Here is a 22,964-nt window from a genome sequence, read left to right on the forward strand (position 1 = left end):
TTCACAGCCACAAAAAAGCCGACATCACTGTCGGCTTTTTTGTGCGCGCTTGCTCTATTTGATCAGGCGCAACGTGAAAGGGTAGCGATATGGCACTCCCTCTCCAGCCTTGACCCCACCGATGATGGTCAGCACCAGACCACCAATCGCCAACAGGCCGAACATAAAGAACCCGATTATCACGATCATCAGCAGGAAACAGACTGCCGAAGCGATAGCGACCGTCAGCTGAAAGTTCAGCGCTTCCTTACCTTGTGCATCAATGAAGGGATCGGTCTCGCGCTTCATCTGCCAAAGAATCAGCGGCCCAATCAGTGTGCCGAATGGAACCCAGATCCCCAGCAAGGCGGACAAGTGACAAAACATTGCCCATTGCCGAACTTCATGGCTCGGGGTGGGCTGGGGTAGCTGCTCATCACTCATGGTGCTCTCCTTGCTGAAGACCGGCGCCCATCAATCGGCGAGTGCCGCCTGCTGCAGTTGGAAGATTTCGTTCATACCTTGCTGAGCCAGGGCCAGCATTGCATTCAGTTCAGCAGGCTGGAATGGCGCACCCTCGGCGGTGCCCTGCACCTCGATGAAGCCTCCAGTGCTGGTCATCACTACGTTGAGGTCGGTCTCGGCTGCCGAATCTTCCAGATAGTCCAGGTCCAGAACCGGTTCGCCCTGATACATGCCCACAGACACGGCAGCAATCATCTGCTTGAGTGGATCGCCACCCTTGAGGCCGCCACGCTTCTTGATCACTTTCAAAGCGTCTACCAGGGCCACCATGGCACCTGTGATCGAAGCGGTACGAGTGCCACCATCCGCCTGGATCACATCGCAATCGACATACAGGGTCACGTCGCCCAACTTGGACATGTCCAGTGCGGCACGCAGGGAACGACCGATCAGACGCTGGATTTCCAGAGTCCGGCCGCCTTGCTTGCCACGGCTGGCTTCACGCTGGTTACGCTCGCCGGTGGCGCGCGGCAGCATGCCGTATTCGGCGGTCAGCCAACCCTGACCCTGGCCCTTAAGGAAGCGCGGTACGCCATTCTCGACACTGACAGTGCAAATCACCTTGGTATCACCGAACTCGACCAGTACAGATCCCTCGGCGTGTTTGGTGTAGTTGCGGGTGATGCGGATCGAGCGGAGCTGATCGGCAGCGCGACCACTTGGACGTTTCATAGGGGAACACCTGTACGAGGACGGAAAACTGCCGAGCATTATAAAGCCCGCAACCGCACCAGGGCACGCCTAAAACGGCCAAAGGCACATTTACGCGTCAGATCGGTCCTGTAGCGACGACCTGCAGCCCATTGTCAGCGCCAGGGATTGGGGCCTCCGGCCGCACTGCGCTACAATCCTGCGCCTTCGCAGCCTGTCGGCTTCAATTCATCACTATCAGGCCCGCTCAATCCTCTTGGGGTTGGCGCCGGCGCTGAATCGGAGGTACCTCCATGGTGCACAGCATGACCGCCTTCGCCCGAGTCGAACGGGCCGGCACTCAGGGCACCCTGAGCTGGGAATTGCGCTCGGTCAACAGCCGCTACCTGGAGCCGCACCTGCGTTTGCCGGAAGCCTTTCGCGACCTCGAAAGCGCAGTCCGCGAAGCCTTGCGCCAGGGCCTGTCCCGGGGCAAGGTCGAATGTACCCTGCGCTTCACTGAAGAAACCACCGGCAAGCCACTGCAGGTCGACCGTGAGCGTGCGGCACAACTGGTCGCCGCTGCCGAATCCGTCGCCAGCCTGATCAAGCAGCCGGCAGCCCTGAATCCCCTGGAAGTCCTGGCCTGGCCCGGCGTGCTGGTGGCCGACGCCACTGACCCGCAAGCCTTGAACAGCGACGCCTTGGCCCTGTTCAACCAGGGCCTGAAAGACCTGAAGAATGGCCGCGAGCGCGAAGGCGCCGAATTGGCCCGACTGATCAACGAACGCCTGTCCTCCATTGAAGAAGACGTGGCGACCTTGCGTGAACTGGTTCCGCAGATGCTCGCGACCCAGCGCCAGAAAGTCCTCGACCGCTTCGCCGACATGCAAGCCGAGCTGGACCCCGCCCGCCTCGAGCAAGAGATGGTCTTGCTGGCGCAAAAGAGCGACGTCGCCGAAGAACTGGACCGCCTGAGCACCCACATCATCGAAGTACGCCGCGTACTCAAGTCCGGCGGCGCTGCCGGTCGGCGCCTGGACTTCCTGATGCAGGAGCTCAATCGCGAAGCCAACACACTGGGCTCCAAGGCCTTCGACCCGCGCAGCACCCAGGCTGCGGTCAACCTCAAGGTGTTGATCGAGCAGATGCGCGAACAAGTGCAGAACATTGAGTAAGGCAACTGACATGACCCACAGCACCGGCACCCTGTACATCATTTCCGCCCCGTCGGGCGCGGGCAAAAGCAGCCTGGTCAAGGCCCTGACCGACGCCAATCAGGAGATCCGCGTCTCGGTCTCCCACACCACCCGCGCCATGCGCCCAGGTGAAGTGAATGGCGTGAACTATCACTTCGTCGAACGCAGCGAGTTCGTGAAGATGATCGAGCACGGCGATTTTCTCGAGCGTGCCGAAGTCTTTGGCAACCTTTATGGCACCTCCCAAAGCCACCTGCAGCAGACCCTGGATGAAGGCCATGACCTGATTCTGGAAATCGACTGGCAGGGTGCCGAGCAGGTGCGCAAGCTGATGCCTCAGGCACGCTCGATCTTCATTCTGCCGCCGTCACTGCAGGCCCTGCACCAGCGCCTTACCAACCGCGGGCAGGACAGCGACGAAATCATCGAAGGGCGGATGCGTGAAGCCGTCAGCGAAATGAGCCACTACGTCGACTATGACTACCTGATCATCAACGACGATTTCGCCCACGCGCTGGATGATCTGAAAGCGATTTTCCGCTCCAATCAGCTGCAACAGAAACGTCAGCAGCAGCGCTTTGGCAAATTGCTTGCCGAATTGCTTGGTTAAACAGCACTTCCCAAAACCGCTGCAAGCGCTTTACATTGGCACTTGCAGCGCGTTGAAGAGCTTGGTCAAAAAATCAGCGCTTCCCTAAACGCTGGTGATTTTTTAAACTGTTGAGTCCGCTCGCCCATCCGGGCAGCGCGCATATTGCATTTGCTACGAGGAAGACCATGGCCCGCGTAACCGTTGAAGACTGTCTAGAACACGTGGATAACCGCTTTGAGCTGGTCATGCTCTCTACCAAGCGTGCCCGTCAACTGGCAACCGGCGGCAAAGAGCCGAAAGTAGCATGGGAAAACGACAAGCCTACCGTTGTCGCCCTGCGCGAAATCGCTGAAGGCCTGATCGACTACGCAGCTATCGCCGAAGCCGAAATCGTTGAAGATGAACCGCTTTTTGCTGCTTTCGAGGACGAGTCCAACGAGGCCGTCTAAGCCTATGCCTGGTCGACGTAGCACGGCGCGGGATCACAGCTTACGGCAGGAGACATCATGCCGAGCATAGACGCCCTCGCCGATCGCTTATCGACCTATCTCGGCACGGACCAGGTCAATCTGGTCCGCCGAGCGTATTTCTACGCCGAACAAGCCCATGACGGTCAACGCCGTCGCAGCGGCGAGGCGTACGTCACGCACCCACTCGCGGTAGCGAACATTCTTGCCGACATGCACATGGACCATCAGAGCCTGATGGCTGCGATGCTGCATGACGTGATCGAAGACACCGGAATCGCCAAAGAAGCGCTCAGCGCGCAGTTTGGTGAAACCGTGGCCGAATTGGTGGATGGGGTCAGCAAACTGACCCAGATGAACTTCGAAACCAAGGCCGAAGCCCAAGCTGAAAACTTCCAGAAGATGGCCATGGCCATGGCTCGCGACATTCGCGTGATCCTGGTCAAACTCGCCGACCGCCTGCACAACATGCGCACCCTGGAAGTGCTGTCCGGCGAAAAACGTCGGCGGATTGCCAAGGAAACCCTGGAAATCTACGCGCCCATCGCCAATCGCCTGGGCATGCACGCCATTCGCATCGAGTTCGAGGACCTGGGCTTCAAGGCCATGCACCCGATGCGTTCCGCGCGGATCTACCAGGCGGTCAAACGCGCCCGGGGCAACCGCAAGGAAATCGTCAACAAAATCGAAGAGTCCCTGAGCCACTGCCTGGCGATTGATGAAATCCAGGGCGAGGTCAGTGGGCGCCAGAAACACCTGTACGGCATCTACAAGAAGATGCGCGGCAAGCGTCGCGCCTTCAACGAGATCATGGATGTCTACGCATTCCGCATCATCGTCGACAAAGTAGACACCTGCTACCGCGTGCTCGGCGCTGTACATAATTTGTACAAACCGCTGCCCGGACGCTTCAAGGACTACATCGCCATTCCCAAGGCCAACGGCTACCAATCCCTGCATACCACGCTGTTTGGCATGCACGGCGTGCCGATCGAGATTCAGATCCGCACCCGGGAAATGGAAGAGATGGCCAACAACGGCATCGCTGCCCATTGGCTGTACAAATCCAGCGGCGATGAGCAACCCAAAGGCACCCACGCCCGGGCTCGCCAATGGGTCAAAGGCGTGCTGGAAATGCAGCAGCGGGCCGGCAACTCCCTGGAATTCATCGAAAGCGTGAAGATCGACCTGTTCCCGGACGAGGTCTACGTGTTCACGCCCAAAGGCCGGATCATGGAGCTGCCCAAAGGCTCCACCGCGGTGGACTTTGCCTATGCGGTGCACACCGACGTGGGCAACAGCTGCATCGCCTGCCGGATCAACCGCCGCCTGGCCCCGCTGTCGGAACCCCTGCAAAGCGGTTCCACCGTGGAGATCGTCAGCGCCCCGGGAGCGCGGCCGAACCCGGCCTGGCTCAACTTCGTGGTCACCGGCAAGGCCCGCACCCACATTCGTCACGCCCTCAAGCTGCAACGTCGCTCCGAGTCCATCAGCCTCGGCGAACGCCTGCTGAACAAGGTGCTCAACGGCTTCGACAGCTCCCTGGAAAAAATCCCGGCGGAACGTATCCAGGCGATTCTTCAGGAATACCGCCTGGAGCTGATCGAGGACCTGCTGGAAGACATCGGCCTGGGCAACCGCATGGCCTATGTAGTCGCACGCCGCCTGCTGGGCGAAGGCGAACAATTGCCAAGCCCGGAAGGCCCGCTGGCGATCCGCGGCACCGAAGGCCTGGTCCTGAGCTACGCCAAGTGCTGCACACCGATCCCCGGCGACCCGATCGTCGGCCATCTGTCCGCCGGCAAGGGGATGGTGGTGCACCTGGACAACTGCCGCAATATCAGTGAAATCCGCCACAACCCGGAAAAATGCATCCAGCTGTCCTGGGCCAAGGATGTCACCGGCGAATTCAACGTCGAACTGCGGGTCGAGCTGGAGCACCAGCGCGGCCTGATCGCGCTGCTGGCCAGCAGCGTCAACGCCGCCGACGGCAACATCGAGAAAATCAGCATGGACGAACGCGATGGTCGCATCAGCGTGGTCCAACTGGTGGTCAGCGTGCACGACCGCGTGCACCTGGCCCGCGTAATCAAGAAACTGCGCGCCCTGACCGGGGTCATCCGCATCACCCGCATGCGTGCGTAGCCCTTCCATTACAAGGAGTCATTCATGACCAAGACAGTTATCACCAGCGACAAGGCCCCCGCCGCCATCGGCACCTATTCCCAGGCCATCAAGGCGGGCAACACCGTCTACATGTCGGGCCAGATCCCTCTCGATCCAAAAACCATGGAACTGGTTGAGGGCTTCGAAGCCCAGACCGTCCAGGTGTTCGAGAACCTCAAGTCGGTGGCCGAAGCTGCTGGTGGTTCGTTCAAGGACATCGTCAAACTGAACATCTTCCTCACCGACCTGAGCCACTTCGCCAAGGTCAACGAGATCATGGGCAAGTACTTCCAACAGCCTTACCCAGCCCGCGCCGCCATTGGCGTGGCGGCCCTGCCAAAGGGCGCACAGGTTGAAATGGATGCCATTCTGGTCATCGAGTAACACCCGCGGCGCAGCTGTTCAGGCTGCGCCGTTTTCGTTCTGAAAGGATTTCGTCATGCGCCAAGCGCTAGCTGTTTCGCTGCTCGCCGTATTGCTCGGCGGTTGTGCCAGCGACCCCGCCAAAAACGATGTTGGCGGCATCTGGATCAATCAGGTAGCGATCGACGCAGCCTCCAAGGGCGGCCCTTTGCGTGAAGCCCTCCAGGCTTACGGCCCGAACCTGGAATGGGAACTCAACACCAAAGCTGGCCAGGCCCGCTACACCAATGGCTTCGAGACCATCGAAGGCAAGATCATCGGCGACGGCTCAAACACCACAAAGGTCGAGTTCTATGGCAGCGCCGCCACCGAACTCAAGCGCAACGGCAAGCAATTGCTGCAAGTGGCCAACGACAACGAACCCGAACAAGTGTTCGCAGCGCCCAAAGACCCGGCACCTGAAGGCGCGCCACTGGGCGCCAACTTCGAGCGCGCTTTGTACTCGGCCTATCTGGGTGGCAAATGGAAAATCGTCAGCGGCCCCGGACTGGGCAGCGAAGTACAGTTCCAGGCCAACGGCGCCGTGCAAGGCCTGCCAGGCGCCGATCGCTACGCCCTGTGCCTGGCCGGTGACTGCGCCTCCATGAGCGGCGGCAATGACAGCATCTGGCTGCAGCTCAATGGCCAGGGCAACTCCTGGATCTTTGTCCGCAAGGATCAGCAGATGGAAATCTTCCAGGCGGTGAATACCGCACTGGCGGATGAAGTGCCCTCGCTGACGCCGGGCAGTCAGCAATGGCTGCTGGAAAAACAATGACACCCCTGTAGCCGCTGCCAACCGCAGCGGCTACAGCCCGGTTCAGTCTTGTCCCTGAAGAATCTCCGCATACCCCTCGCGATAGCTCGAATAACGTGGCACCCAACCCAATGCCCGGACCCGGGCATTGCTGCAGCGCTTGCTGCCTGTGCGCCGGACGCTGGCATCATCAGCCCATTCGGTCACGCCCAGGTAATCACGCAGCCAGCCAACCACCTCCGCCAGAGGCGCAGGCGCGTCATCCACGCCTATATAGCAGTCGTCCAGGACAGCACCGCCCTGGTCAGCCTTGAGCAAAAACGCCAGCAACCCCGCCGCATCGTCGGCATGAATGCGATTGCCATATAACGGCGGATCGATGGCAACGCGATAGCCACGACGCACTTGGGTCAGCAACCATTCACGGCCCGGCCCATAGATACCGGTCAGGCGCACCCGACTGGCAGGAATCCCGCTGTCCAAGGCCACCTGCTCTGCCTCCAGCATCAAACGGCCCGAGTAGCCAGTCGCCAGGGCCGGGGAGCTCTCGTCGACCCACTCGCCGTCCTTTTGCTCGTAGACACTGCTGCTGGACACGAACAACAAACGCTTGGGCTGCTGACCATGCTGTTTGAGCCAGCTCAGGACATGCTGCAAGCCCTCGACATAGGCCGCGCGATACCCGGCCTCGTCATGTTCCGTGGCCGCCGCGCAGTACACCAGGTAATCCAGGGACGCTTGCGGCCAGTGCGCCGGACATTGCTCGCTGAACAGGTCTCCGGCGACGCCCACCACCCCCTGCGGCAAGCGCGAAACGTTGCGACGCAGGCCATAAACCTGCCATTGCTCGGCCAGCAATTGAGTCGCCAGGCGACTCCCGACATCACCGCAGCCGGCGATCAAAACAGAGGGGGAGGACATCAGAAAACTCCTTTCAGAAAGGTCAAGACTAGCCTCGACACTGGACGAACGGCTAGCAATCAAGGAAAAAAAGATACTCTATTACTTCTGTTAACAAGAATTACTTGCAATAATGCTCGCCCATTTTGTTCTCGGCCCTGCGAGGCCTAGAAGGACATTTAACCCTTTTTACCTCTCAGGTCCGGCCAGCATGACAAGCAATCAACTCTCCGCCTCGCCAACCAAACGCCCAAGCCCGCTGCGCTCCGTGAGCGCGGTTGCAGCGCTGCTGTGCAGCCTGCTGCTGGCACCGACCGCAGCCTTCGCCGACCAGCATGCACCGGCCACCGCCGCAGCCCCTGCCGCGACCGCACCGGCCACCGAGCATCCGGCCGCCGATCCAACCGCTCCCGTCTCCGCCCCAGTCGCTGGCGAACCGGCTCAGGCCGAAGGCCAGCCAGTGCTTGGTGAAGACGCTCCCGAAGTCCTCGAAGCTGACAACAGCCTGGGCATGGCACACGACCTGTCGCCATGGGGCATGTACCAGAACGCCGACATCATCGTGAAACTGGTGATGATCGGGCTGGCCATCGCTTCGATCATCACCTGGACCATCTGGATCGCCAAAGGCCTTGAGCTGATGGGCGCCAAACGCCGTCTGCGCAGTGAAATCGCCGCCCTGAAAAAGGCCACCACCCTCAAAGAAGCCAGCACCAGCGCATCCAAGGAAGGCACCCTCGCCCACCTGCTGGTGCACGACGCCCTGGAAGAAATGCGCCTTTCGGTCAACAGCCGTGAAAAAGAAGGCATCAAGGAGCGCGTCGCGTTCCGCCTGGAACGCCTGGTAGCCGCCTGCGGCCGCAACATGAGCAGTGGCACCGGCGTACTGGCCACCATCGGCTCAACCGCACCGTTCGTCGGTCTGTTCGGTACCGTTTGGGGCATCATGAACAGCTTCATCGGCATCGCCAAAACCCAGACCACCAACCTTGCCGTGGTTGCCCCGGGTATCGCCGAAGCCCTGCTGGCCACCGCCCTGGGCCTGGTTGCAGCAATCCCGGCGGTCGTCATCTACAACGTCTTCGCTCGCTCCATCACCGGCTATCGGGCCCAGGTGGCAGACGCCTCGGCAGAAGTCCTGCTGCTGGTCAGCCGTGACCTGGATCACCAGCCGACCGAGCGCTCCGCACAACCGCACATGGTGAAAGTGGGGTAATCAGCCATGGGCTTGCATTTGAAAGAAGGCGCAGGCGACGACCTGGCCGAAAACCACGAAATCAACGTCACGCCGTTCATCGACGTGATGCTGGTGCTGCTGATCATCTTCATGGTGGCCGCCCCTCTGGCCACTGTGGACATCAAGGTCGATCTTCCTGCCTCCAGCGCCAAGCCGGCGCCGCGCCCCGAGAAACCGGTGTTCCTCAGCGTCAAGGCCGATCAACGCCTGTTCCTCGGTGAAGACGAGGTCAAGGCCGAAACCCTCGGAGCCATTCTCGACGCCCGCACCCAGGGCAAGAAGGACACCACGATCTTCTTCCAGGCTGACAAGGGCGTGGACTACGGCGACCTGATGAGCGTGATGGACACACTGCGGGCCGCCGGCTACCTGAAAGTCGGCCTGGTCGGACTTGAGACGGCAGCCAAGAAATGATCACGACGCGCCAAAGACTGACGCGTTACAGCGGTAGCCTGGCGGTGGTGCTGGGTGTCCATGCGGTGGCGATCCTGCTCGCCCTCAACTGGTCCAAGCCACAGCCGATGCCCATTCCACCACAAGCCATGGTGGTCGAACTGGCGCCTGCCCCTGTGCCGCCTCCACCGGCACCACCGAAAGTGGTGACCCCGCCGCAACCACCGGCGCCCGTGGAAGAACTGCCATTGCCCAAGCTCGCCGAAGCACCGAAGCCGACTATTTCGGTGCCCAAGCCGGTCAAGCAGAAGCCCAAGCCGCAGCCGCCAAAACCGGTGGTCAAGCCTGAGCCCCCCAAGGAAAAACCTTCCGAGGAAAAGCCCAGCGACGCTCCGGTAACCCCGTCGCCGTCCAAGCAGCCGGCTCCAGCGACTCCAGGCCCGTCACCGGCCCAGGCAGCCGCCAAAGCCAACTGGCAGGGTGAACTGCAAGCCCACCTGGCGAAATACAAGCGCTACCCGGGCGAAGCCCAGCGTCGCGGCAAGGAAGGCACCAACTCCTTGCGCTTCGTGGTGGATGCCGAAGGCAAGGTGCTGTCCTACGAACTGGTGGGACGCTCGGGCAACGCTGATCTGGACCGGGCCACCCTGGACATGATCCGGCGCGCCCAGCCACTGCCCAAGCCACCGGCCGACATGCTCACCAACGGCAGCGTGGAAATCACCGCCTCGTACAACTACGAGATCGACAGAAGCCGCGGCCGCCGCTGATACAACGCAAGGGCACCTCAGGGTGCCCTTGTCGTTTGTGCAGCCTGCAGCAGACATTGGCGGGTGTCGCACTCCACCCTCTGTCTGATAACGTGCGTCTATCGATTGCAGCCGTTATGCTTGGCCGCAACCTCATGGACGCCCGCTATGACTCTCACAGAATTACGCTACATCGTTACCCTCGCCCAAGAGCAGCACTTCGGCCACGCCGCCGAGCGTTGCCATGTCAGCCAGCCGACCCTTTCGGTAGGCGTGAAGAAGCTTGAAGACGAACTCGGTGTGCTGATTTTCGAGCGCAGCAAGAGCGCGGTGCGCCTGACGCCAGTAGGCGAAACCATCGTTGCCCAGGCACAGAAGGTTCTGGAACAGGCCCAAGGCATCCGCGAACTGGCCCAGGCCGGCAAGAACCAGCTGACCGCACCGCTGAAGGTGGGCGCCATCTACACCGTCGGTCCTTACCTGTTTCCCCACCTGATTCCACAGCTGCACCGGGTCGCTCCGCAGATGCCGCTGTATATCGAAGAAAACTTCACCCACGTCCTGCGCGACAAACTGCGCAACGGCGAGCTGGACGCCATCATCATCGCCCTGCCGTTCAACGAGGCCGATGTCCTGACCCTGCCGCTGTACGACGAACCCTTCTATGTACTGATGCCCAGCGGCCATTCCTGGACCAAGAAGGAAACCATCGACGCCAGCCTGCTCAACGACAAGAGCCTGTTGCTGCTGGGCGAAGGCCACTGCTTCCGCGATCAGGTACTGGAAGCCTGTCCGACCCTGACCAAGGGCAACGACGGCGCCAAGCACACCACCGTGGAATCCAGTTCCCTGGAAACCATCCGCCACATGGTCGCCTCCGGCCTGGGCATCTCGATCCTGCCGCTGTCGGCAGTGGACAGCCATCACTACGCACCCGGGGTGATCGAAGTCCGCCCACTGACTCCACCGGTGCCGTTCCGCACCGTGGCCATCGCCTGGCGTGCCAGCTTCCCGCGGCCCAAGGCCATCGAGATCCTCGCCGACTCGATCCGCCTGTGCTCGGTGGCCAAGCCGCCCGCCGCAAGCTAAGCAATCGCAATGACTGAGCTGTCGAAAGTGCCGGTCACGGCACTCAAGGGTGTCGGCGAAGCCATGGCCGAGAAGCTGGCCAAGGTCGGCCTGGAGAACCTTCAGGACGTGCTGTTCCACCTGCCCCTGCGCTATCAGGATCGCACCCGCGTGGTGCCGATCGGCGCTCTGCGCCCCGGCCAGGATGCGGTGATCGAAGGTACCGTCAGCGGCGCCGATGTGGTCATGGGCAAGCGCCGCAGCCTGCTGGTACGCCTGCAAGACGGCACCGGCGGCCTGAGCCTGCGCTTCTACCATTTCAGCAATGCACAGAAAGACGGCCTCAAGCGCGGCACCCGCGTGCGCTGCTACGGCGAAGCCCGACCCGGCGCCTCGGGCCTGGAGATCTACCATCCCGAATACCGCGCCATCAGTGGTGACGAGCCGCCGCCGGTGGATCAGACCCTGACGCCGATCTACCCCCTGACTGAAGGCCTGACCCAACAGCGCCTGCGCCTGCTCTGCCAGCAGAGCCTGGCCCTGCTTGGCCCCCGCAGCCTGCCCGACTGGCTGCCCCATGAACTGGCCCGCGACTATCAACTGGCGCCCCTGGACGATGCGATCCGCTACCTGCATCACCCTCCCGCGGACGCCGATGTCGACGAACTGGCCCTGGGTCACCACTGGGCCCAGCATCGCCTGGCGTTCGAGGAACTGCTGACCCACCAGCTGTCCCAACAACGCCTGCGGGACAGCCTGCGCTCCCAGCGCGCCCCGGTGCTGCCATTAGCCAAGAAACTGCCGGCCAAGTACCTGAAGAACCTCGGCTTTGCCCCCACCGGCGCGCAACAGCGTGTGGGCAACGAAATCGCCTACGACCTGAGCCAGCCGGAGCCCATGCTGCGCCTGATTCAAGGCGACGTAGGGGCGGGCAAGACCGTGGTCGCCGCCCTCGCCGCCCTGCAGGCCCTGGAAGCCGGTTATCAGGTGGCGCTGATGGCGCCCACGGAGATCCTCGCCGAGCAGCACTTCATCACCTTCAAGCGCTGGCTCGAGCCCCTGGGCCTGGAAGTCGCCTGGCTGGCGGGCAAGCTCAAGGGCAAGAACCGCGCGGCGGCCCTGGAACAGATTGCCGGCGGCGCGCCGATGGTGGTGGGCACCCACGCCCTGTTCCAGGACGAAGTGCAGTTCAAGAACCTGGCTCTAGTGATCATCGACGAACAGCACCGCTTCGGCGTCCAGCAGCGTCTGGCCCTGCGCCAGAAAGGCGTGGGCGGCCGCCTCTGTCCGCACCAGTTGATCATGACCGCCACGCCCATTCCGCGAACCCTGGCCATGAGCGCCTACGCCGATCTGGACACCTCGATCCTCGATGAACTGCCGCCCGGCCGCACCCCGGTGAACACCGTGCTGGTGACCGACAGCCGCCGCGTCGAAGTGATCGAGCGGGTGCGTGCGGCCTGCGCCGAAGGGCGCCAGGCCTATTGGGTCTGCACTCTGATCGAAGAGTCCGAAGAGCTCACCTGCCAGGCTGCCGAAACCACCTTCGAAGACCTCTCCAGCGCCCTGGGCGAACTGCGCGTGGGGTTGATCCACGGCCGCATGAAACCGGCGGAGAAAGCCGCAGTCATGGCCGAGTTCAAGGCCGGCCAGCTGCAACTGCTGGTGGCCACCACGGTGATCGAGGTCGGGGTCGATGTACCCAATGCCAGCCTGATGATCATCGAGAACCCGGAACGCCTGGGCCTGGCGCAACTGCACCAGCTGCGCGGCCGGGTCGGGCGTGGCAGCGCCGCCAGCCACTGCGTGCTGCTCTACCATCCGCCGCTTTCACAAATCGGTCGTCAGCGTCTGGGCATCATGCGCGAGACCAACGACGGTTTCGTCATCGCCGAAAAGGACCTGGAACTGCGCGGCCCCGGAGAAATGCTCGGCACCCGCCAGACCGGCCTGCTGCAATTCAAGGTCGCCGACCTGATGCGTGACGCTGACCTGCTACCGGCCGTGCGTGACGCCGCGCAGGCCTTGCTGGAGCGTTGGCCGGACCATGTGAGCCCGCTGCTGGAACGCTGGCTGCGCCACGGCCAGCAATACGGCCAAGTGTGAACCAACGCTCAGTTAATGGACCATCGGCATAACCAAGCTGGTTATACTCGTCAAATTGTAGAAAAACGGATACCAGACCATGACAGAAGTTGCCCTCGCCACTGCAACCCCACACGCTCCGTCTGTTATCCGGTTGCTGCTCGGCAAGCTGGCCATCAGCTACAACGAAGTGCTCGACCAGCCGGGCCTGCCGGCTGCGCGCAAGGTCCAGGCCGTGCTCCTGGACGACGCCGTCGGCGCGCTGATGGTGCTGTTTCCGCAGAGCCAGCTACTGGACCTCAATCGCCTCGCCGAACTCACCGGCCGCCGGCTCACCGCGGTGTCCACCGAACGCCTGGAGCGCATGCTCGGCAAACACAGCCTGAGCCTGCTGCCCGGCCTGCCGGCGCTTACCAGTTCCCCCTGCCTGTACGAAGAAAGCCTGCTGCGCGAACCCAGCCTGCTGATCTATTCGGGCGAGCCGGGCGTGCTTCTGGAAATCACCAGCGAAGCCTTCAAGAGCATGCTCAGCAAGGCCAGCGCCGGTCATTTCGGCGAGCCCCTGAGCAGCATCCGCCCCAACCTCGATCGCCCGGACGATGACCGCGAGGAAATCTCCCAGGCCATGCAGGCCTTCACCGCGCGGCGCATCCAGCAACGCCTGGAAGCCACCATTGAGATCCCGCCACTGGCGGAAACCGCGCAGAAAATCATCAAGCTGCGGGTCGACCCCAACGCCACCATCGACGACATCACCGGCGTGGTGGAGACCGACCCGGCCCTGGCCGCGCAAGTGGTCAGCTGGGCCGCGTCGCCTTACTACGCGTCGCCGGGCAAGATCCGCTCGGTGGAGGACGCCATCGTCCGCGTGCTGGGCTTCGACCTGGTGATCAACCTCGCCCTGGGCCTGGCCCTGGGCAAGACCCTGAGCCTGCCCAAGGACCAGCCGCAGCACGCCACGCCCTACTGGCAACAATCGATCTACACCGCGGCGGTGATCGAAGGCCTGACCCGCGCCATGCCCCGCGCCCAGCGCCCGGAAGCCGGCCTGACCTACCTCGCCGGTCTGTTGCACAACTTCGGCTACCTGTTGCTGGCCCACGTGTTCCCGCCGCACTTCTCGCTGATCTGCCGGCACCTGGAGGTCAACCCGCACCTGTGCCACAGCTATGTCGAGCAGCATCTGCTGGGGATCAGCCGCGAACAGATCGGCTCCTGGCTGATGCGTTACTGGGACATGCCGGACGAGCTGTCCACCGCCCTGCGCTTCCAGCACGACCCGAGCTACGACGGCGCCTACGCCGAGTACCCGAATCTGGTGTGCCTGGCCGTGCGCCTGCTGCGCAGCCGTGGCATCGGTTCCGGTCCCCACGAGGAAATTCCCGACGCACTGTTCGAGCGCCTGGGCCTGAGCCGCGACAAGGCTGAAGACGTGGTGAGCAAGGTGCTGGAAGCGGAAGTGCTGCTGCGGGAACTGGCTTCGCAGTTCAGCCAGGCCTGACCCCTCTCGCCGGCGAGCCGGCTCCTACCGGGCGCGTGTAGGAGCCGGCTCGCCGGCGAAGCCCCACCATCAAGCCTTGGGCTTGGCCTTCTTCGGTTTCAGATATTTGGTCAGCCCCTGGAACCAGATCACCAGCGCCGGATTGCCCTTGATCTGGATCGACTTGTCCTGAATACCGGTCATGAACGCCAACTGCTTGTTCTTCGCCTGCATCGTGGCGAAGCCGTAGGCGGCATCCTTGAAGGCAATGGCGAACGCAGGCTCGGGATAGAAACCCGAACGACTGGTCACGCGCTGGTCTTTGACGAAGAAATGTCGAGCAACCTTGCCGTCGAGCGTCTGCAGCTGGAACACCAGCTCCTTGTCACCCAACTGTTGCTGAAAAGCAGGATTGTTGCGGCTGGCTTTGCCCATCAACAGGCCAAGCACCCAGAGAAGAAAGCGGAATTTCATGCACGGCGCCTCAGTGGAGTTATTGGATGGCCGCCGCAGTTTAACCTGTAACTCGAAGAGCGCCAGCCGATCTGTTCGATTACTCGGAGATCGACTGGCGTTCAACGCTTATCGCTACATCTTGTCAGACAATCACTGACTCACACGTTAGGGCAAGGCACCGGTGCCCAGTCACCCAGGTCCGGGCTCTTGCACATGCTGTTGACCTGAGTCTGGCCGGTGGTCGCGACCTTGTTGCTCTCGGCCTGCTTGATCTTGGCCTCCTGGATCGACCTCTCGGTGCTCACCGCTTCCTGAGGCACGGTCGGAAGCTTCGGCTGCTTGACCTTCTGCACCGGCTGCTTGCGCTTGCCACCGCTGGTGGTGGTCACCTGGGTGGTATCGGCGGTGGCGACTTTCACTACGTCGGTACGCTGCACGCCCACTTGCTGCAGGTCCTGCTCGTAGGCCTGGTTGTACTTGCTCAGGTCTTCGCTGGCACGACCGTTCACCGCGGCGATCAGGTCATTGGACTCTTTCAGGCCGCTGACGATTTCCGCCAGGCGCTTGCGCCCTTCCACATCATTGATGCTGTTGGCCTTGCGGGCACTGATCAGGCTGTCGAAGGCACGCTGGTAGCAGGTCTGCGAAGCACGGGCGTAAGCGGTGCTGCGGTCGATGTCGGCAGCGCTCTTGTTAAAGTCGGCGGCGTAGGAAGCGATGCGCTGATTGTCATCGGCGATCTGCTTCTGGCGCTCGGTGTAGTAACCGGCGGCACCACCGGCCAGAGCACCACCGGCAGCACCGATGGCCGCATTGCGACCACGGTGATCGCCGTCGCCGGTCAGGGCGCCGAGCAAGGCACCGCCGGCAGCGCCCAGGGCAGCACCGGTGACCACCGACTTGGTCATGTCCGAATCAGTGGCGCGCAAGTGCTGCACCGGCTCATAGCAGCTCGGGTAGTACTCGACCTTGGTGGTGGAGGCGACCTTGGACACCGGAGAGGTCGCGCAACCGGTCAATACGGTGCTGAACCCGGCGGCAACCAACAGCAGGTGACGCTTGGATGTTGAAGCAAATGGGTTGCGGGAAAAAAGCATGTTGGTGATCTCGATTAAGTTTGACCAACTCGGTACGACACGAAATCGTCCGAGCTCCTCCAGGCTCGACAGACAGCGGCCAGTCATGACTTCTGACCGGTCGATGCGAGCAGTTCCTTCAAAATCGTCGCCGGGTCGGCTCGCCGTTGCTGGCGATAATTCCCGACATGGCGGACGAATAACGTAGCGCGTGTCACCAGGCTCTTGCCGAGCACCGGCTTGCGATTGAGTTCTTCCTTGATCCGTTGAAATTGCGCCTGGATCACCGCGTCGGTGTAACGGGTGCCCGTGGCCAGGTTGTCGATGTAGATCGCCACCGCCCCGTCCAGTGCGCTGCGGCCGTTGTCGATGGCTTCGGCGAACAGCTTGGCGCTGGGTTCGTCCTTGGCATCGATGGCCTGCTGCTGGCTCTTCTTCAGATTGGTCAGGCGAATGTTGTAGTTGTTGATGGTTTCAGCCACCAGAGCGGAGGACTGGATCAGGTTGCCCGCCGCCTCCTCGCGCTGCTGGGCGATCAGCGAGACGTTGCGCTTGAGCTCTTCGTTGACCAGCCCCAGCTCCGCCTGCAGACGCGGGTCGACACTGGCGGCGATGATGGCGTCCAGGCGCTTGGTGGGGTCCTGGGCGTCGTCGATGGCGTCGGTCAGGGACGCCAGACGGCCTTCCTTCTGCCACTGGGCAAACAGCTCCTTGTAGCGCGAACGCGGGGCCGACAAGGCGCCGATGGCCACCCGGAAACCGGTGGTTTCGTTGCTTTGCTCGGTGCCGTCGGCGCCAAACAGCGGGTACTCGCGGCGCATGCCGGTAAACAGCGTGCCCTCGCCTTCCAGGTAATTGCCGCCCTTGACCACGAAGCCGCCGTAAGTGCCCTGGCGCCGTCCGGCGCGCACCAGCTGGAACGACTCCTGGACCATCTCGGCGGCATTGCCGATCACGTCGAACATGCCGATGGGGTTGGGCAGCTTGGTGCCGATCGGCATCAGCCGCGCCGCTTGGCCAGTGCCACCGGCCACCTGATTGAACACGGCCCAGTCCGCCAGCGGACCATCGCTCTCGCTGCCCTCCAGGCGCCGTGGAAACAGCCGCCCTTCCAGCTCCTGGCGACTCACCGCCTGACCGCCACGGGCAGCGTATTCCCACTCCACCTCGGTGGGCAGGCGCACGAAACCCAGGCCGCCGTCTTCGGAGGAACCGCCGCGGCCGCTGACCGGCAGCAGGTCACGGTGATTCTTCATCAGCCAGGCGCTGTAGACCGCGGCAAAACGCTCGGCCTCGAAGCGCGACAGCTTGACCTTGGGCAAGCGCCCCGGCATGCCCTCCGAGGCCTCACAGGCCGGGGCCGGCTCGCCACTGGCCAGGGACTGGGCCTGCGCCATTACCTGGGCGTACTGGCGAGCGGTGACTTCGTACTTGCCGATGAAATACAGCATCGGCTTGAGGGGCACCCCGGCACCGGTTTTCGGCAAGGCCGGGCCAATGGTCTTGCTCCAGGCGCCAGGCAGGTCCTTGAGGGTGAACTGGCCGTTGATGTAGTCCCGGCGATAACCGGAGATGAACGATTGCTGGTAGCCGCTTTCACCTTCGCTGAAGGGATAGCCGAGGTTCACCTCGCGGTCGTCCAGGGTGCCCTGGGCCAGCACGTAGACATAGCGGAACACCATCTCGCCTTCACAGGGCAGCGGCAGACTGACGTCGTCCGGCAAGGGCTTGGGGTTGTCCATCTTGTTGCCGGGCTCTTGCGCCCACACGGTGCCGGCCAGGGTCATGGCCAACACGGTGCCGATCAACTTATACATCGCGAATTCCTTCACAGGCTTCAATGCGCGACACCCGCCAGCCGCCCAGCGCGGCGGCCAGGGTGCTGACGCCCAGCGTCGCCAACAGGGCCAGCCCGTAATGGGCCGGCAGCAAATGACTGGCGTACTCGCCGGGCACCTGCATGAACAAATGATTCAGCCCGGCCTGGGCCAGGCCATACAGAGCGCCACTCAACAGCGCAGCGAAACCGGCGCTGTACAGTGCCTGGGCCACCACGAACAACAGCAGAGCCCCGGTGGAAAATCCCAGCAGGCGCAGCACCGACAACTCCCGGCGCTTACGCTCCACCGCCGCCAGGGCACCGGCAAAGATCGCCGCAAAGGCGCCCGCCAGGGCCAGCCCGGCAATCACCCAGAAAACAATGGACAGGTTGCGGCTCAAGGACTGCACCTGGGCGATGGTCTGGGCCTGGGTCGCCACCAACAGGCCACGCTCGGCGAAATAGCGGCGCAACGATTCGACGTCATCGAGGCTGCGGGCATACAGGCGAAAGGCTGGATAGACCCGCTGCCCGGACGCGGCCTGCGCCTCGCCGAGCCAGCCCAGGGCCGCCACGGCACGGCCGTCGCGGTAATCCTCGGCGGCCTCCAGCAAGGCCAGGGGCGCGAACAGGGCATCCCGGGCAAAGGCTTCCAGGGGCAATACGCCCTCCACCTGGACTCGGGTCCGCTGCACTTCGCTACGTCCCGCCACTTGCCGGCCGAAGGCCGCCTGCAGCCAATCTCCAGGCTGTACGCCAAGCTTTTCGGCGGCGGTCCGACTCAGGAGCACGCCACTCATGCTCCGAGGCACCGGCAAACGCCCGAGCAACGGGTCCGAGACAGCGGTAGGCAGCATTTCCACGGTCAGGCCGATATCCCCCGCGCCCCGGGACAGATCTGCCGTAGCCGCGATCTGCCGGGTTCTGGGCAAGGCAAAGGCCACCTCCGGTCGCCGCCCCAGCTCGGCAATGAACTCGGCGCTGAACCGGCCGCCGCCCAGAGGAATGATCTCGCGCACCGCCGGGTCCTTTTCCAGGCGCTCGGTGAGGCTGCTCACCAGCCCGAACTTGAGCCCGAACAGCACCAGCAGCGGCGCGATCACCGCCACCAGGGCCAGCACCGAACAGGCCGACAACCAGGTATCGGCCCGGTAGTCCTGCCAGGCCAGCGCCGCGGTCAGGGACGCACGCATCAGCAAGCCTCCCCCAGCGTCGCGGTGACCCCGCCGTCGGCATCGCGCTGGCAGGCAATGCGCCGCACCTGCAAGCCGTTGGCCCGGGCCAGCACCTCATCGTGGGTGGCGATCACGCAGCACAGCCGCTGATCCCGCGCCTGCTGCACCAGCAGCTGCATCACTCGCTGAGCGTTCAAGGGGTCCAGGGCCGCGGTCGGTTCATCCGCCAGCAGCACCTGCGGACCATGGGCCAAGGCCCGGGCACAACTGACCCGCTGACGCTGGCCCACCGACAGGGCGGCGGGCTTCTTGTGCAGTTGATCGGCGATTTCCAGGCGTTCGGCCAGGCGCCGGGGAATGCCCTCGTCCGCCAGCCCCAGCAACTGCCGGGGCAGGCTGATATTGCCGCGCACATCAAGAAACCCCAGCAGCCCGCCGGTCTGCAGCACATACCCCAGGTGCCGGCTGCGCAGCTGCGCCAGGGCGCTGTGCCCCGTGCCGCGCCAGATACCGGCAATGTCGATGGGGGCGTTGGCCGGAGCGAACTCAAAGCGCGCCGCCGAATCCGGAGCCAGCACCAGCGCCAGCAGATCAAGCAGCGTGCTCTTGCCGCAGCCGCTGGGGCCGACCACCGCCAGCTGATCGCCCGCGCGCAGTTGCAGCCTGGGGATCACCAGGCTGTAGCGTTGGCGACCCTCGCCGCGGCTCTTGCGCACCTCCGCCAGATTGAGCATCACGGCAGGGTCGACAACGGAACGCGGTACAGGGCATCACCCGGCTCGGCATCGCCGAAGCGCACCCAGTTGGCCAGGTCGTTGTGGAAGGTTTCATACAGACGGATCTTCGAATCCAGCTCGTCGATGAAGTCTTCCTGCTCGGCCACGCTCAGGGACAGCCACAGGTCCTGGGTCATGTTCAGCGACTTGCTGCGGTACGGCAGCCCTTCCAGGTATTCCCCCAGCACGCCGCCGTCGGCCAGGTTGCCGCCCTTGCGCAGGGCCGAGGGGTCGCGGCTCATGTAGGCGCTGGCACTGGCGATTTCCTGGAAGAAATCCTTGGGCGAGGTCTGGGTCTTGCGCGCCGCATCGACAATCAGCTTCAGCGACTGCTGCAGGTCGTTGAGCTGCAGTTTGGTGAGCATCACGCAGACCTGGAACGCCGGCAGCGCCGGGTTGGTCAGGTCGCGGTCGGCGGTCCAGGCGCTGACCAGTTGCGGCGCCTGACTGGCGGATTTGCGACCGAGGAAATCCATGTGCATGGCGTAGCCGATGGCCGCGGACTTCTCGGCGATGCTCGGCGCCGCCGCCAATGACGGCACTGCCTGGCTCTGGTTGCTGCGCACCTGATGCACCAGGTCGGCGAACACCGTGCCGATCTCGTCGACCCGCGCGCCGAACTTGCCCACATCGCCGCCAGGCACCGGAATGTACAGGTCGCCGATCTTCGGGTTGGCGTCGGCGGTCAACACCCGGTACTGGGTTTCCGCCTGGGCATGGTTCTTCTTGCCGGCGTCGGTGCGCAGGTGCAGGGCGTAGATCTTGATCTGCTTGCCCAAAGCCGCCTGGCGCACTTCCGCCTCGTTCATCTGGGTGCGGCTGTAGGGATCGTTCTTGCGCAAGGCGCCGGCATCGCTGACCAGCAGGATCAGGCGTCCGCCGTAGCCCTTCCAGTCCATGCCTTCCACCGCCTGCATGACCCCGGCGAAAGCGTCTTCGTTGAACGAGTGGCTGGAGACGCTGGTGGCCTTGACCTGGCTCACCAACTCCTGGAAGCGCTGGGGATCGCGGCCCTGGTCCAGGGTCACCAGGGTCTTGGTCACGTACTCCAGGCCCGGGGTCTTGCTGGTGTTGTTGCGAAAACCCACCAGACCGAAGCTGACACTGTCCAACTCGCCGCGCGCGGCAATCTTGCCCTGCAGCTCGTGGACCACATCGCGCACCTGATCAATGTAGGGCTGCATCGACACCGAGGTGTCCACCACCAGCACCACCGCCGTGCGGAAAGCGTCGCCGGCTGCCGGCGCGGTGCTCGCCGGCAGGCGCTTGCCACTGCTGTCGCTGATGCTCTGCGGGCTGTTGCCCGGATCGATCGAGGCGACATTGAGCAACTGCACCGACTGGCCGTTCTCGTCGAAGCTCTCCTTGGAGTCAAAGATCGGCAGCAGGTAGAACTGCTCCTGTGGCACTGCGCTGGCATTGGGTTCCAGGGCCAGCACCTGCTGCTCGTCCTGGGGATTCTTCTGCGCCCTGAGCAGCAGGTTCTTGGCCGCCGCAGGGTCCGCCAGCAAACGCTCCAGCTCGCTGGCCTGACGCACGAACATCACCGGTGCACGACCGGAGCGCTCGGTGAACTTCAGCACCAGGCTCTGCTTCCAGTCGCTGACCTGCTCCGCCGGCAACCAGCCGGCGCTGCGGCCGTCACTGGCGGCGCCCAGGCGCAGCCAGGAGCGGCCGTCGAGGTTCTTGCGCTGATACACATAGAGCACCGAGAACGCCGGCACCGCCTGGCCCGGCGCAGCGCCAGGCTCGCTGGAAAAGCTCGCCCCCGGCTTGCTCAGTACCCGCTGGAACAGGGTCTTCTTGCCCGGCATCAGCAACGGCCGCTGGCCGCCGTCGACATCGGCGGCCACCGGCTGATTCACCGGCGGCGCCACCACGGCAGGCGTGGTGCTGACAGTCGAAGCGGTCTTGGGCGCAGGCGCCGGACTGTCACCGGACAGCCACCAGTAACCGGCGCCGGCCACGGCCAGGGCGACGGCCACGGCGACGCCGGCCAGGGCCAGTACCGGGCCACGACGCTGCTCGGAGGCCGGGCTGCCGGCGGGCGGCAGATGGGATGAACGCGGCGGCGGTGTCTCCTGACGCGGCTCCTGGCGCGGTGCAGGCGCTGGCGCCTGCCGGGGAATCTCGATGGACACCGGAGTCAGCCCGGCCAGGTCGTTGCCCGGGGGCGCGGCCTGAGGCGGCAGCGGCAATGGCAACGGCTGGATCAGCGTCGCCTCGACCTCGGAAGTCTCCGGCGGCAGGTTGTCCAGGGCCGTCAGCAAGGCCGCGGCATCCGGATAGCGTTCCGCCGGGTCCTTGGCCAGCAGCTTGCGCAGGATGTGCTGGTAGCGCCCGTGGTGCAGCGGCAATTCAGGCAAGGGCTCGGTAAGGTGGGCCAGGGCCGTGGACAGCGCGTCGGTGCCGTTGTACGGCAACTCGCCGACGAGAATCTCGTACAGCACCACGCCCAGGGCATACAGGTCGGCGCGACCGTCGAGGTCCTGGCCCCGGGCCTGCTCCGGACTCATGTAGCTCGGCGTGCCCACGGCAAAACCGGCCTGGGTGAACTGGGTGCGGTCATCCAGGGACTTGGCGATGCCGAAGTCCGAAAGCACCGCCGTGCCGTCGGCGCGGAACAGAATGTTGGCCGGTTTCACATCACGGTGCACCAGCCCCTGGGCGTGGGCATAACCCAGGGCCGAGGCGATCTGGCGGATATAGGTCAGGCCCTGCTCCGGGGTCAGCCCGGCGGCGATGCGCTCTTTCAGGGTGCCGTTGGGCAGGTACTCCATGGCCATGTAGTACAGCTCGCCGACATTGCCGATGTCGTGGATGGTCACGGTGTGCGGGTGCGACAGCCGCGCCAGGGTCTTGCCCTCGCGCAAAAAGCGCTCGCAGAAGCTCGGGTCGGCGGCCAGCGCCGCGGCCATGACCTTGAGCGCCACCTTGCGCTCCAGGGAGCGCTGGGTCGCCAGGTACACGGAGGCCATGGCGCCTTCGCCAATCTCGCCCTGGATGTCAAAGCCGGGAATCAGAATGTCCATG

At 63.5% G+C, this 22,964-nt stretch carries 21 protein-coding genes; 12 read left to right on the forward strand and 9 right to left on the reverse strand.

Annotated features, from left to right (window positions below):
* Window positions 1–54 precede the first annotated feature (54 nt).
* Window positions 55–423 carry a DUF4870 domain-containing protein gene (locus FW796_RS12275; protein ID WP_346633420.1) on the reverse strand — a complete coding sequence of 123 codons (369 nt, stop codon included), beginning with the start codon at window positions 421–423 and terminating at the stop codon, window positions 55–57.
* 30 nt (window positions 424–453) lie between these two features.
* Entirely contained in the window at window positions 454–1,176 is a 723-nt protein-coding gene (rph, locus tag FW796_RS12280; protein WP_011064229.1) for a ribonuclease PH, read from the reverse strand.
* Between the two features lie 272 nt (window positions 1,177–1,448).
* Between rph and FW796_RS12285 the strand changes: the two genes are divergently transcribed.
* From FW796_RS12285 to FW796_RS12310, 6 genes are all read left to right on the forward strand, one after another.
* Entirely contained in the window at window positions 1,449–2,312 is an 864-nt protein-coding gene (locus FW796_RS12285; RefSeq protein WP_346633421.1) for a YicC/YloC family endoribonuclease, read from the forward strand.
* A gap of 10 nt (window positions 2,313–2,322) precedes the next feature.
* Complete coding sequence (gene gmk / locus FW796_RS12290; RefSeq protein WP_123726837.1) at window positions 2,323–2,943, forward strand: guanylate kinase; 621 nt, start codon at window positions 2,323–2,325, stop codon at window positions 2,941–2,943.
* A 167-nt stretch (window positions 2,944–3,110) separates the two neighbouring features.
* Entirely contained in the window at window positions 3,111–3,374 is a 264-nt protein-coding gene (gene rpoZ, locus FW796_RS12295) for a DNA-directed RNA polymerase subunit omega (protein WP_007921129.1), read from the forward strand.
* 57 nt (window positions 3,375–3,431) lie between these two features.
* Window positions 3,432–5,537 carry a bifunctional GTP diphosphokinase/guanosine-3',5'-bis pyrophosphate 3'-pyrophosphohydrolase gene (gene spoT / locus FW796_RS12300; RefSeq protein WP_346633422.1) on the forward strand — a complete coding sequence of 702 codons (2,106 nt, stop codon included), beginning with the start codon at window positions 3,432–3,434 and terminating at the stop codon, window positions 5,535–5,537.
* A gap of 24 nt (window positions 5,538–5,561) precedes the next feature.
* Window positions 5,562–5,942, forward strand: coding sequence for a RidA family protein (locus FW796_RS12305; protein WP_007921133.1), 381 nt, complete (start codon window positions 5,562–5,564; stop codon window positions 5,940–5,942).
* Between the two features lie 55 nt (window positions 5,943–5,997).
* Window positions 5,998–6,738 (forward strand): hypothetical protein, encoded by a 741-nt coding sequence (locus FW796_RS12310; protein ID WP_346633423.1) that lies wholly within the window; start codon window positions 5,998–6,000, stop codon window positions 6,736–6,738.
* A gap of 42 nt (window positions 6,739–6,780) precedes the next feature.
* Here FW796_RS12310 and FW796_RS12315 read toward each other — a convergent pair whose 3' ends face one another.
* Window positions 6,781–7,638, reverse strand: coding sequence for an SDR family oxidoreductase (locus FW796_RS12315; protein ID WP_446439394.1), 858 nt, complete (start codon window positions 7,636–7,638; stop codon window positions 6,781–6,783).
* A 190-nt stretch (window positions 7,639–7,828) separates the two neighbouring features.
* Between FW796_RS12315 and exbB the strand changes: the two genes are divergently transcribed.
* The 6 genes from exbB (at window position 7,829) to FW796_RS12345 (ending at window position 14,650) form a co-directional block, all read left to right on the forward strand.
* Window positions 7,829–8,833 carry a tonB-system energizer ExbB gene (gene exbB, locus FW796_RS12320; protein WP_346633425.1) on the forward strand — a complete coding sequence of 335 codons (1,005 nt, stop codon included), beginning with the start codon at window positions 7,829–7,831 and terminating at the stop codon, window positions 8,831–8,833.
* 6 nt (window positions 8,834–8,839) lie between these two features.
* On the forward strand, window positions 8,840–9,268 hold the full coding sequence (exbD, locus tag FW796_RS12325) for a TonB system transport protein ExbD (protein WP_102862272.1): 429 nt from the start codon (window positions 8,840–8,842) through the stop codon (window positions 9,266–9,268).
* The gene (locus FW796_RS12330) at window positions 9,265–10,017 is read left to right on the forward strand and encodes an energy transducer TonB family protein (protein WP_317070627.1); all 753 of its coding nucleotides are present in this window, start codon (window positions 9,265–9,267) and stop codon (window positions 10,015–10,017) included. The genes exbD and FW796_RS12330 overlap by 4 nt, the downstream gene beginning before the upstream one ends.
* A gap of 147 nt (window positions 10,018–10,164) precedes the next feature.
* The gene (locus FW796_RS12335; RefSeq protein ID WP_102881293.1) at window positions 10,165–11,085 is read left to right on the forward strand and encodes a hydrogen peroxide-inducible genes activator; all 921 of its coding nucleotides are present in this window, start codon (window positions 10,165–10,167) and stop codon (window positions 11,083–11,085) included.
* Between the two features lie 9 nt (window positions 11,086–11,094).
* Window positions 11,095–13,170, forward strand: a complete 2,076-nt coding sequence (recG, locus tag FW796_RS12340; RefSeq protein ID WP_346633426.1) for an ATP-dependent DNA helicase RecG — start codon at window positions 11,095–11,097, stop codon at window positions 13,168–13,170.
* A gap of 79 nt (window positions 13,171–13,249) precedes the next feature.
* Window positions 13,250–14,650, forward strand: a complete 1,401-nt coding sequence (locus FW796_RS12345; RefSeq protein ID WP_346633427.1) for an aminoacyl-tRNA deacylase and HDOD domain-containing protein — start codon at window positions 13,250–13,252, stop codon at window positions 14,648–14,650.
* Window positions 14,651–14,719: 69 nt separating this feature from the next.
* Here FW796_RS12345 and FW796_RS12350 read toward each other — a convergent pair whose 3' ends face one another.
* From FW796_RS12350 to FW796_RS12375, 6 genes are all read right to left on the reverse strand, one after another.
* A complete protein-coding gene (locus FW796_RS12350) occupies window positions 14,720–15,103 on the reverse strand; it encodes a helicase (protein WP_102862277.1) in 384 nt (127 codons plus the stop codon).
* Window positions 15,104–15,243: 140 nt separating this feature from the next.
* On the reverse strand, window positions 15,244–16,182 hold the full coding sequence (gene tagQ, locus FW796_RS12355) for a type VI secretion system-associated lipoprotein TagQ (RefSeq protein WP_346634804.1): 939 nt from the start codon (window positions 16,180–16,182) through the stop codon (window positions 15,244–15,246).
* Between the two features lie 83 nt (window positions 16,183–16,265).
* Window positions 16,266–17,948 carry a formylglycine-generating enzyme family protein gene (locus tag FW796_RS12360; protein ID WP_446439466.1) on the reverse strand — a complete coding sequence of 561 codons (1,683 nt, stop codon included), beginning with the start codon at window positions 17,946–17,948 and terminating at the stop codon, window positions 16,266–16,268.
* 22 nt (window positions 17,949–17,970) lie between these two features.
* The gene (locus FW796_RS12365; protein WP_346634803.1) at window positions 17,971–19,173 is read right to left on the reverse strand and encodes an ABC transporter permease; all 1,203 of its coding nucleotides are present in this window, start codon (window positions 19,171–19,173) and stop codon (window positions 17,971–17,973) included.
* The gene (locus tag FW796_RS12370; protein ID WP_346634812.1) at window positions 19,173–19,889 is read right to left on the reverse strand and encodes an ABC transporter ATP-binding protein; all 717 of its coding nucleotides are present in this window, start codon (window positions 19,887–19,889) and stop codon (window positions 19,173–19,175) included. Before FW796_RS12370 ends, FW796_RS12365 begins: the two co-directional genes overlap by 1 nt.
* Window positions 19,889–22,963 carry a protein kinase domain-containing protein gene (locus FW796_RS12375; RefSeq protein ID WP_446439395.1) on the reverse strand — a complete coding sequence of 1,025 codons (3,075 nt, stop codon included), beginning with the start codon at window positions 22,961–22,963 and terminating at the stop codon, window positions 19,889–19,891. Before FW796_RS12375 ends, FW796_RS12370 begins: the two co-directional genes overlap by 1 nt.
* Window position 22,964: the final 1 nt, after the last annotated feature.

This window comes from Pseudomonas sp. 910_21 (assembly GCF_052850735.1).

Bases quoted from the DNA above. Each gene is read 5' to 3' on its own strand.
- FW796_RS12350 (WP_102862277.1), bottom strand. From the start codon at position 15,103: ATGAAATTCCGCTTTCTTCTCTGGGTGCTTGGCCTGTTGATGGGCAAA.
- tagQ (WP_346634804.1), bottom strand. From the start codon at position 16,182: ATGCTTTTTTCCCGCAACCCATTTGCTTCAACATCCAAGCGTCACCTG.
- FW796_RS12275 (WP_346633420.1), bottom strand. From the start codon at position 423: ATGAGTGATGAGCAGCTACCCCAGCCCACCCCGAGCCATGAAGTTCGG.
- gmk (WP_123726837.1), top strand. From the start codon at position 2,323: ATGACCCACAGCACCGGCACCCTGTACATCATTTCCGCCCCGTCGGGC.
- rph (WP_011064229.1), bottom strand. From the start codon at position 1,176: ATGAAACGTCCAAGTGGTCGCGCTGCCGATCAGCTCCGCTCGATCCGC.
- FW796_RS12310 (WP_346633423.1), top strand. From the start codon at position 5,998: ATGCGCCAAGCGCTAGCTGTTTCGCTGCTCGCCGTATTGCTCGGCGGT.
- FW796_RS12285 (WP_346633421.1), top strand. From the start codon at position 1,449: ATGGTGCACAGCATGACCGCCTTCGCCCGAGTCGAACGGGCCGGCACT.
- FW796_RS12375 (WP_446439395.1), bottom strand. From the start codon at position 22,963: ATGGACATTCTGATTCCCGGCTTTGACATCCAGGGCGAGATTGGCGAA.
- FW796_RS12370 (WP_346634812.1), bottom strand. From the start codon at position 19,889: ATGCTCAATCTGGCGGAGGTGCGCAAGAGCCGCGGCGAGGGTCGCCAA.
- FW796_RS12345 (WP_346633427.1), top strand. From the start codon at position 13,250: ATGACAGAAGTTGCCCTCGCCACTGCAACCCCACACGCTCCGTCTGTT.
- spoT (WP_346633422.1), top strand. From the start codon at position 3,432: ATGCCGAGCATAGACGCCCTCGCCGATCGCTTATCGACCTATCTCGGC.
- FW796_RS12335 (WP_102881293.1), top strand. From the start codon at position 10,165: ATGACTCTCACAGAATTACGCTACATCGTTACCCTCGCCCAAGAGCAG.
- FW796_RS12330 (WP_317070627.1), top strand. From the start codon at position 9,265: ATGATCACGACGCGCCAAAGACTGACGCGTTACAGCGGTAGCCTGGCG.
- FW796_RS12360 (WP_446439466.1), bottom strand. From the start codon at position 17,948: ATGACCCTGGCCGGCACCGTGTGGGCGCAAGAGCCCGGCAACAAGATG.
- rpoZ (WP_007921129.1), top strand. From the start codon at position 3,111: ATGGCCCGCGTAACCGTTGAAGACTGTCTAGAACACGTGGATAACCGC.
- recG (WP_346633426.1), top strand. From the start codon at position 11,095: ATGACTGAGCTGTCGAAAGTGCCGGTCACGGCACTCAAGGGTGTCGGC.
- FW796_RS12365 (WP_346634803.1), bottom strand. From the start codon at position 19,173: ATGCGTGCGTCCCTGACCGCGGCGCTGGCCTGGCAGGACTACCGGGCC.
- exbB (WP_346633425.1), top strand. From the start codon at position 7,829: ATGACAAGCAATCAACTCTCCGCCTCGCCAACCAAACGCCCAAGCCCG.
- FW796_RS12305 (WP_007921133.1), top strand. From the start codon at position 5,562: ATGACCAAGACAGTTATCACCAGCGACAAGGCCCCCGCCGCCATCGGC.
- FW796_RS12315 (WP_446439394.1), bottom strand. From the start codon at position 7,638: ATGTCCTCCCCCTCTGTTTTGATCGCCGGCTGCGGTGATGTCGGGAGT.
- exbD (WP_102862272.1), top strand. From the start codon at position 8,840: ATGGGCTTGCATTTGAAAGAAGGCGCAGGCGACGACCTGGCCGAAAAC.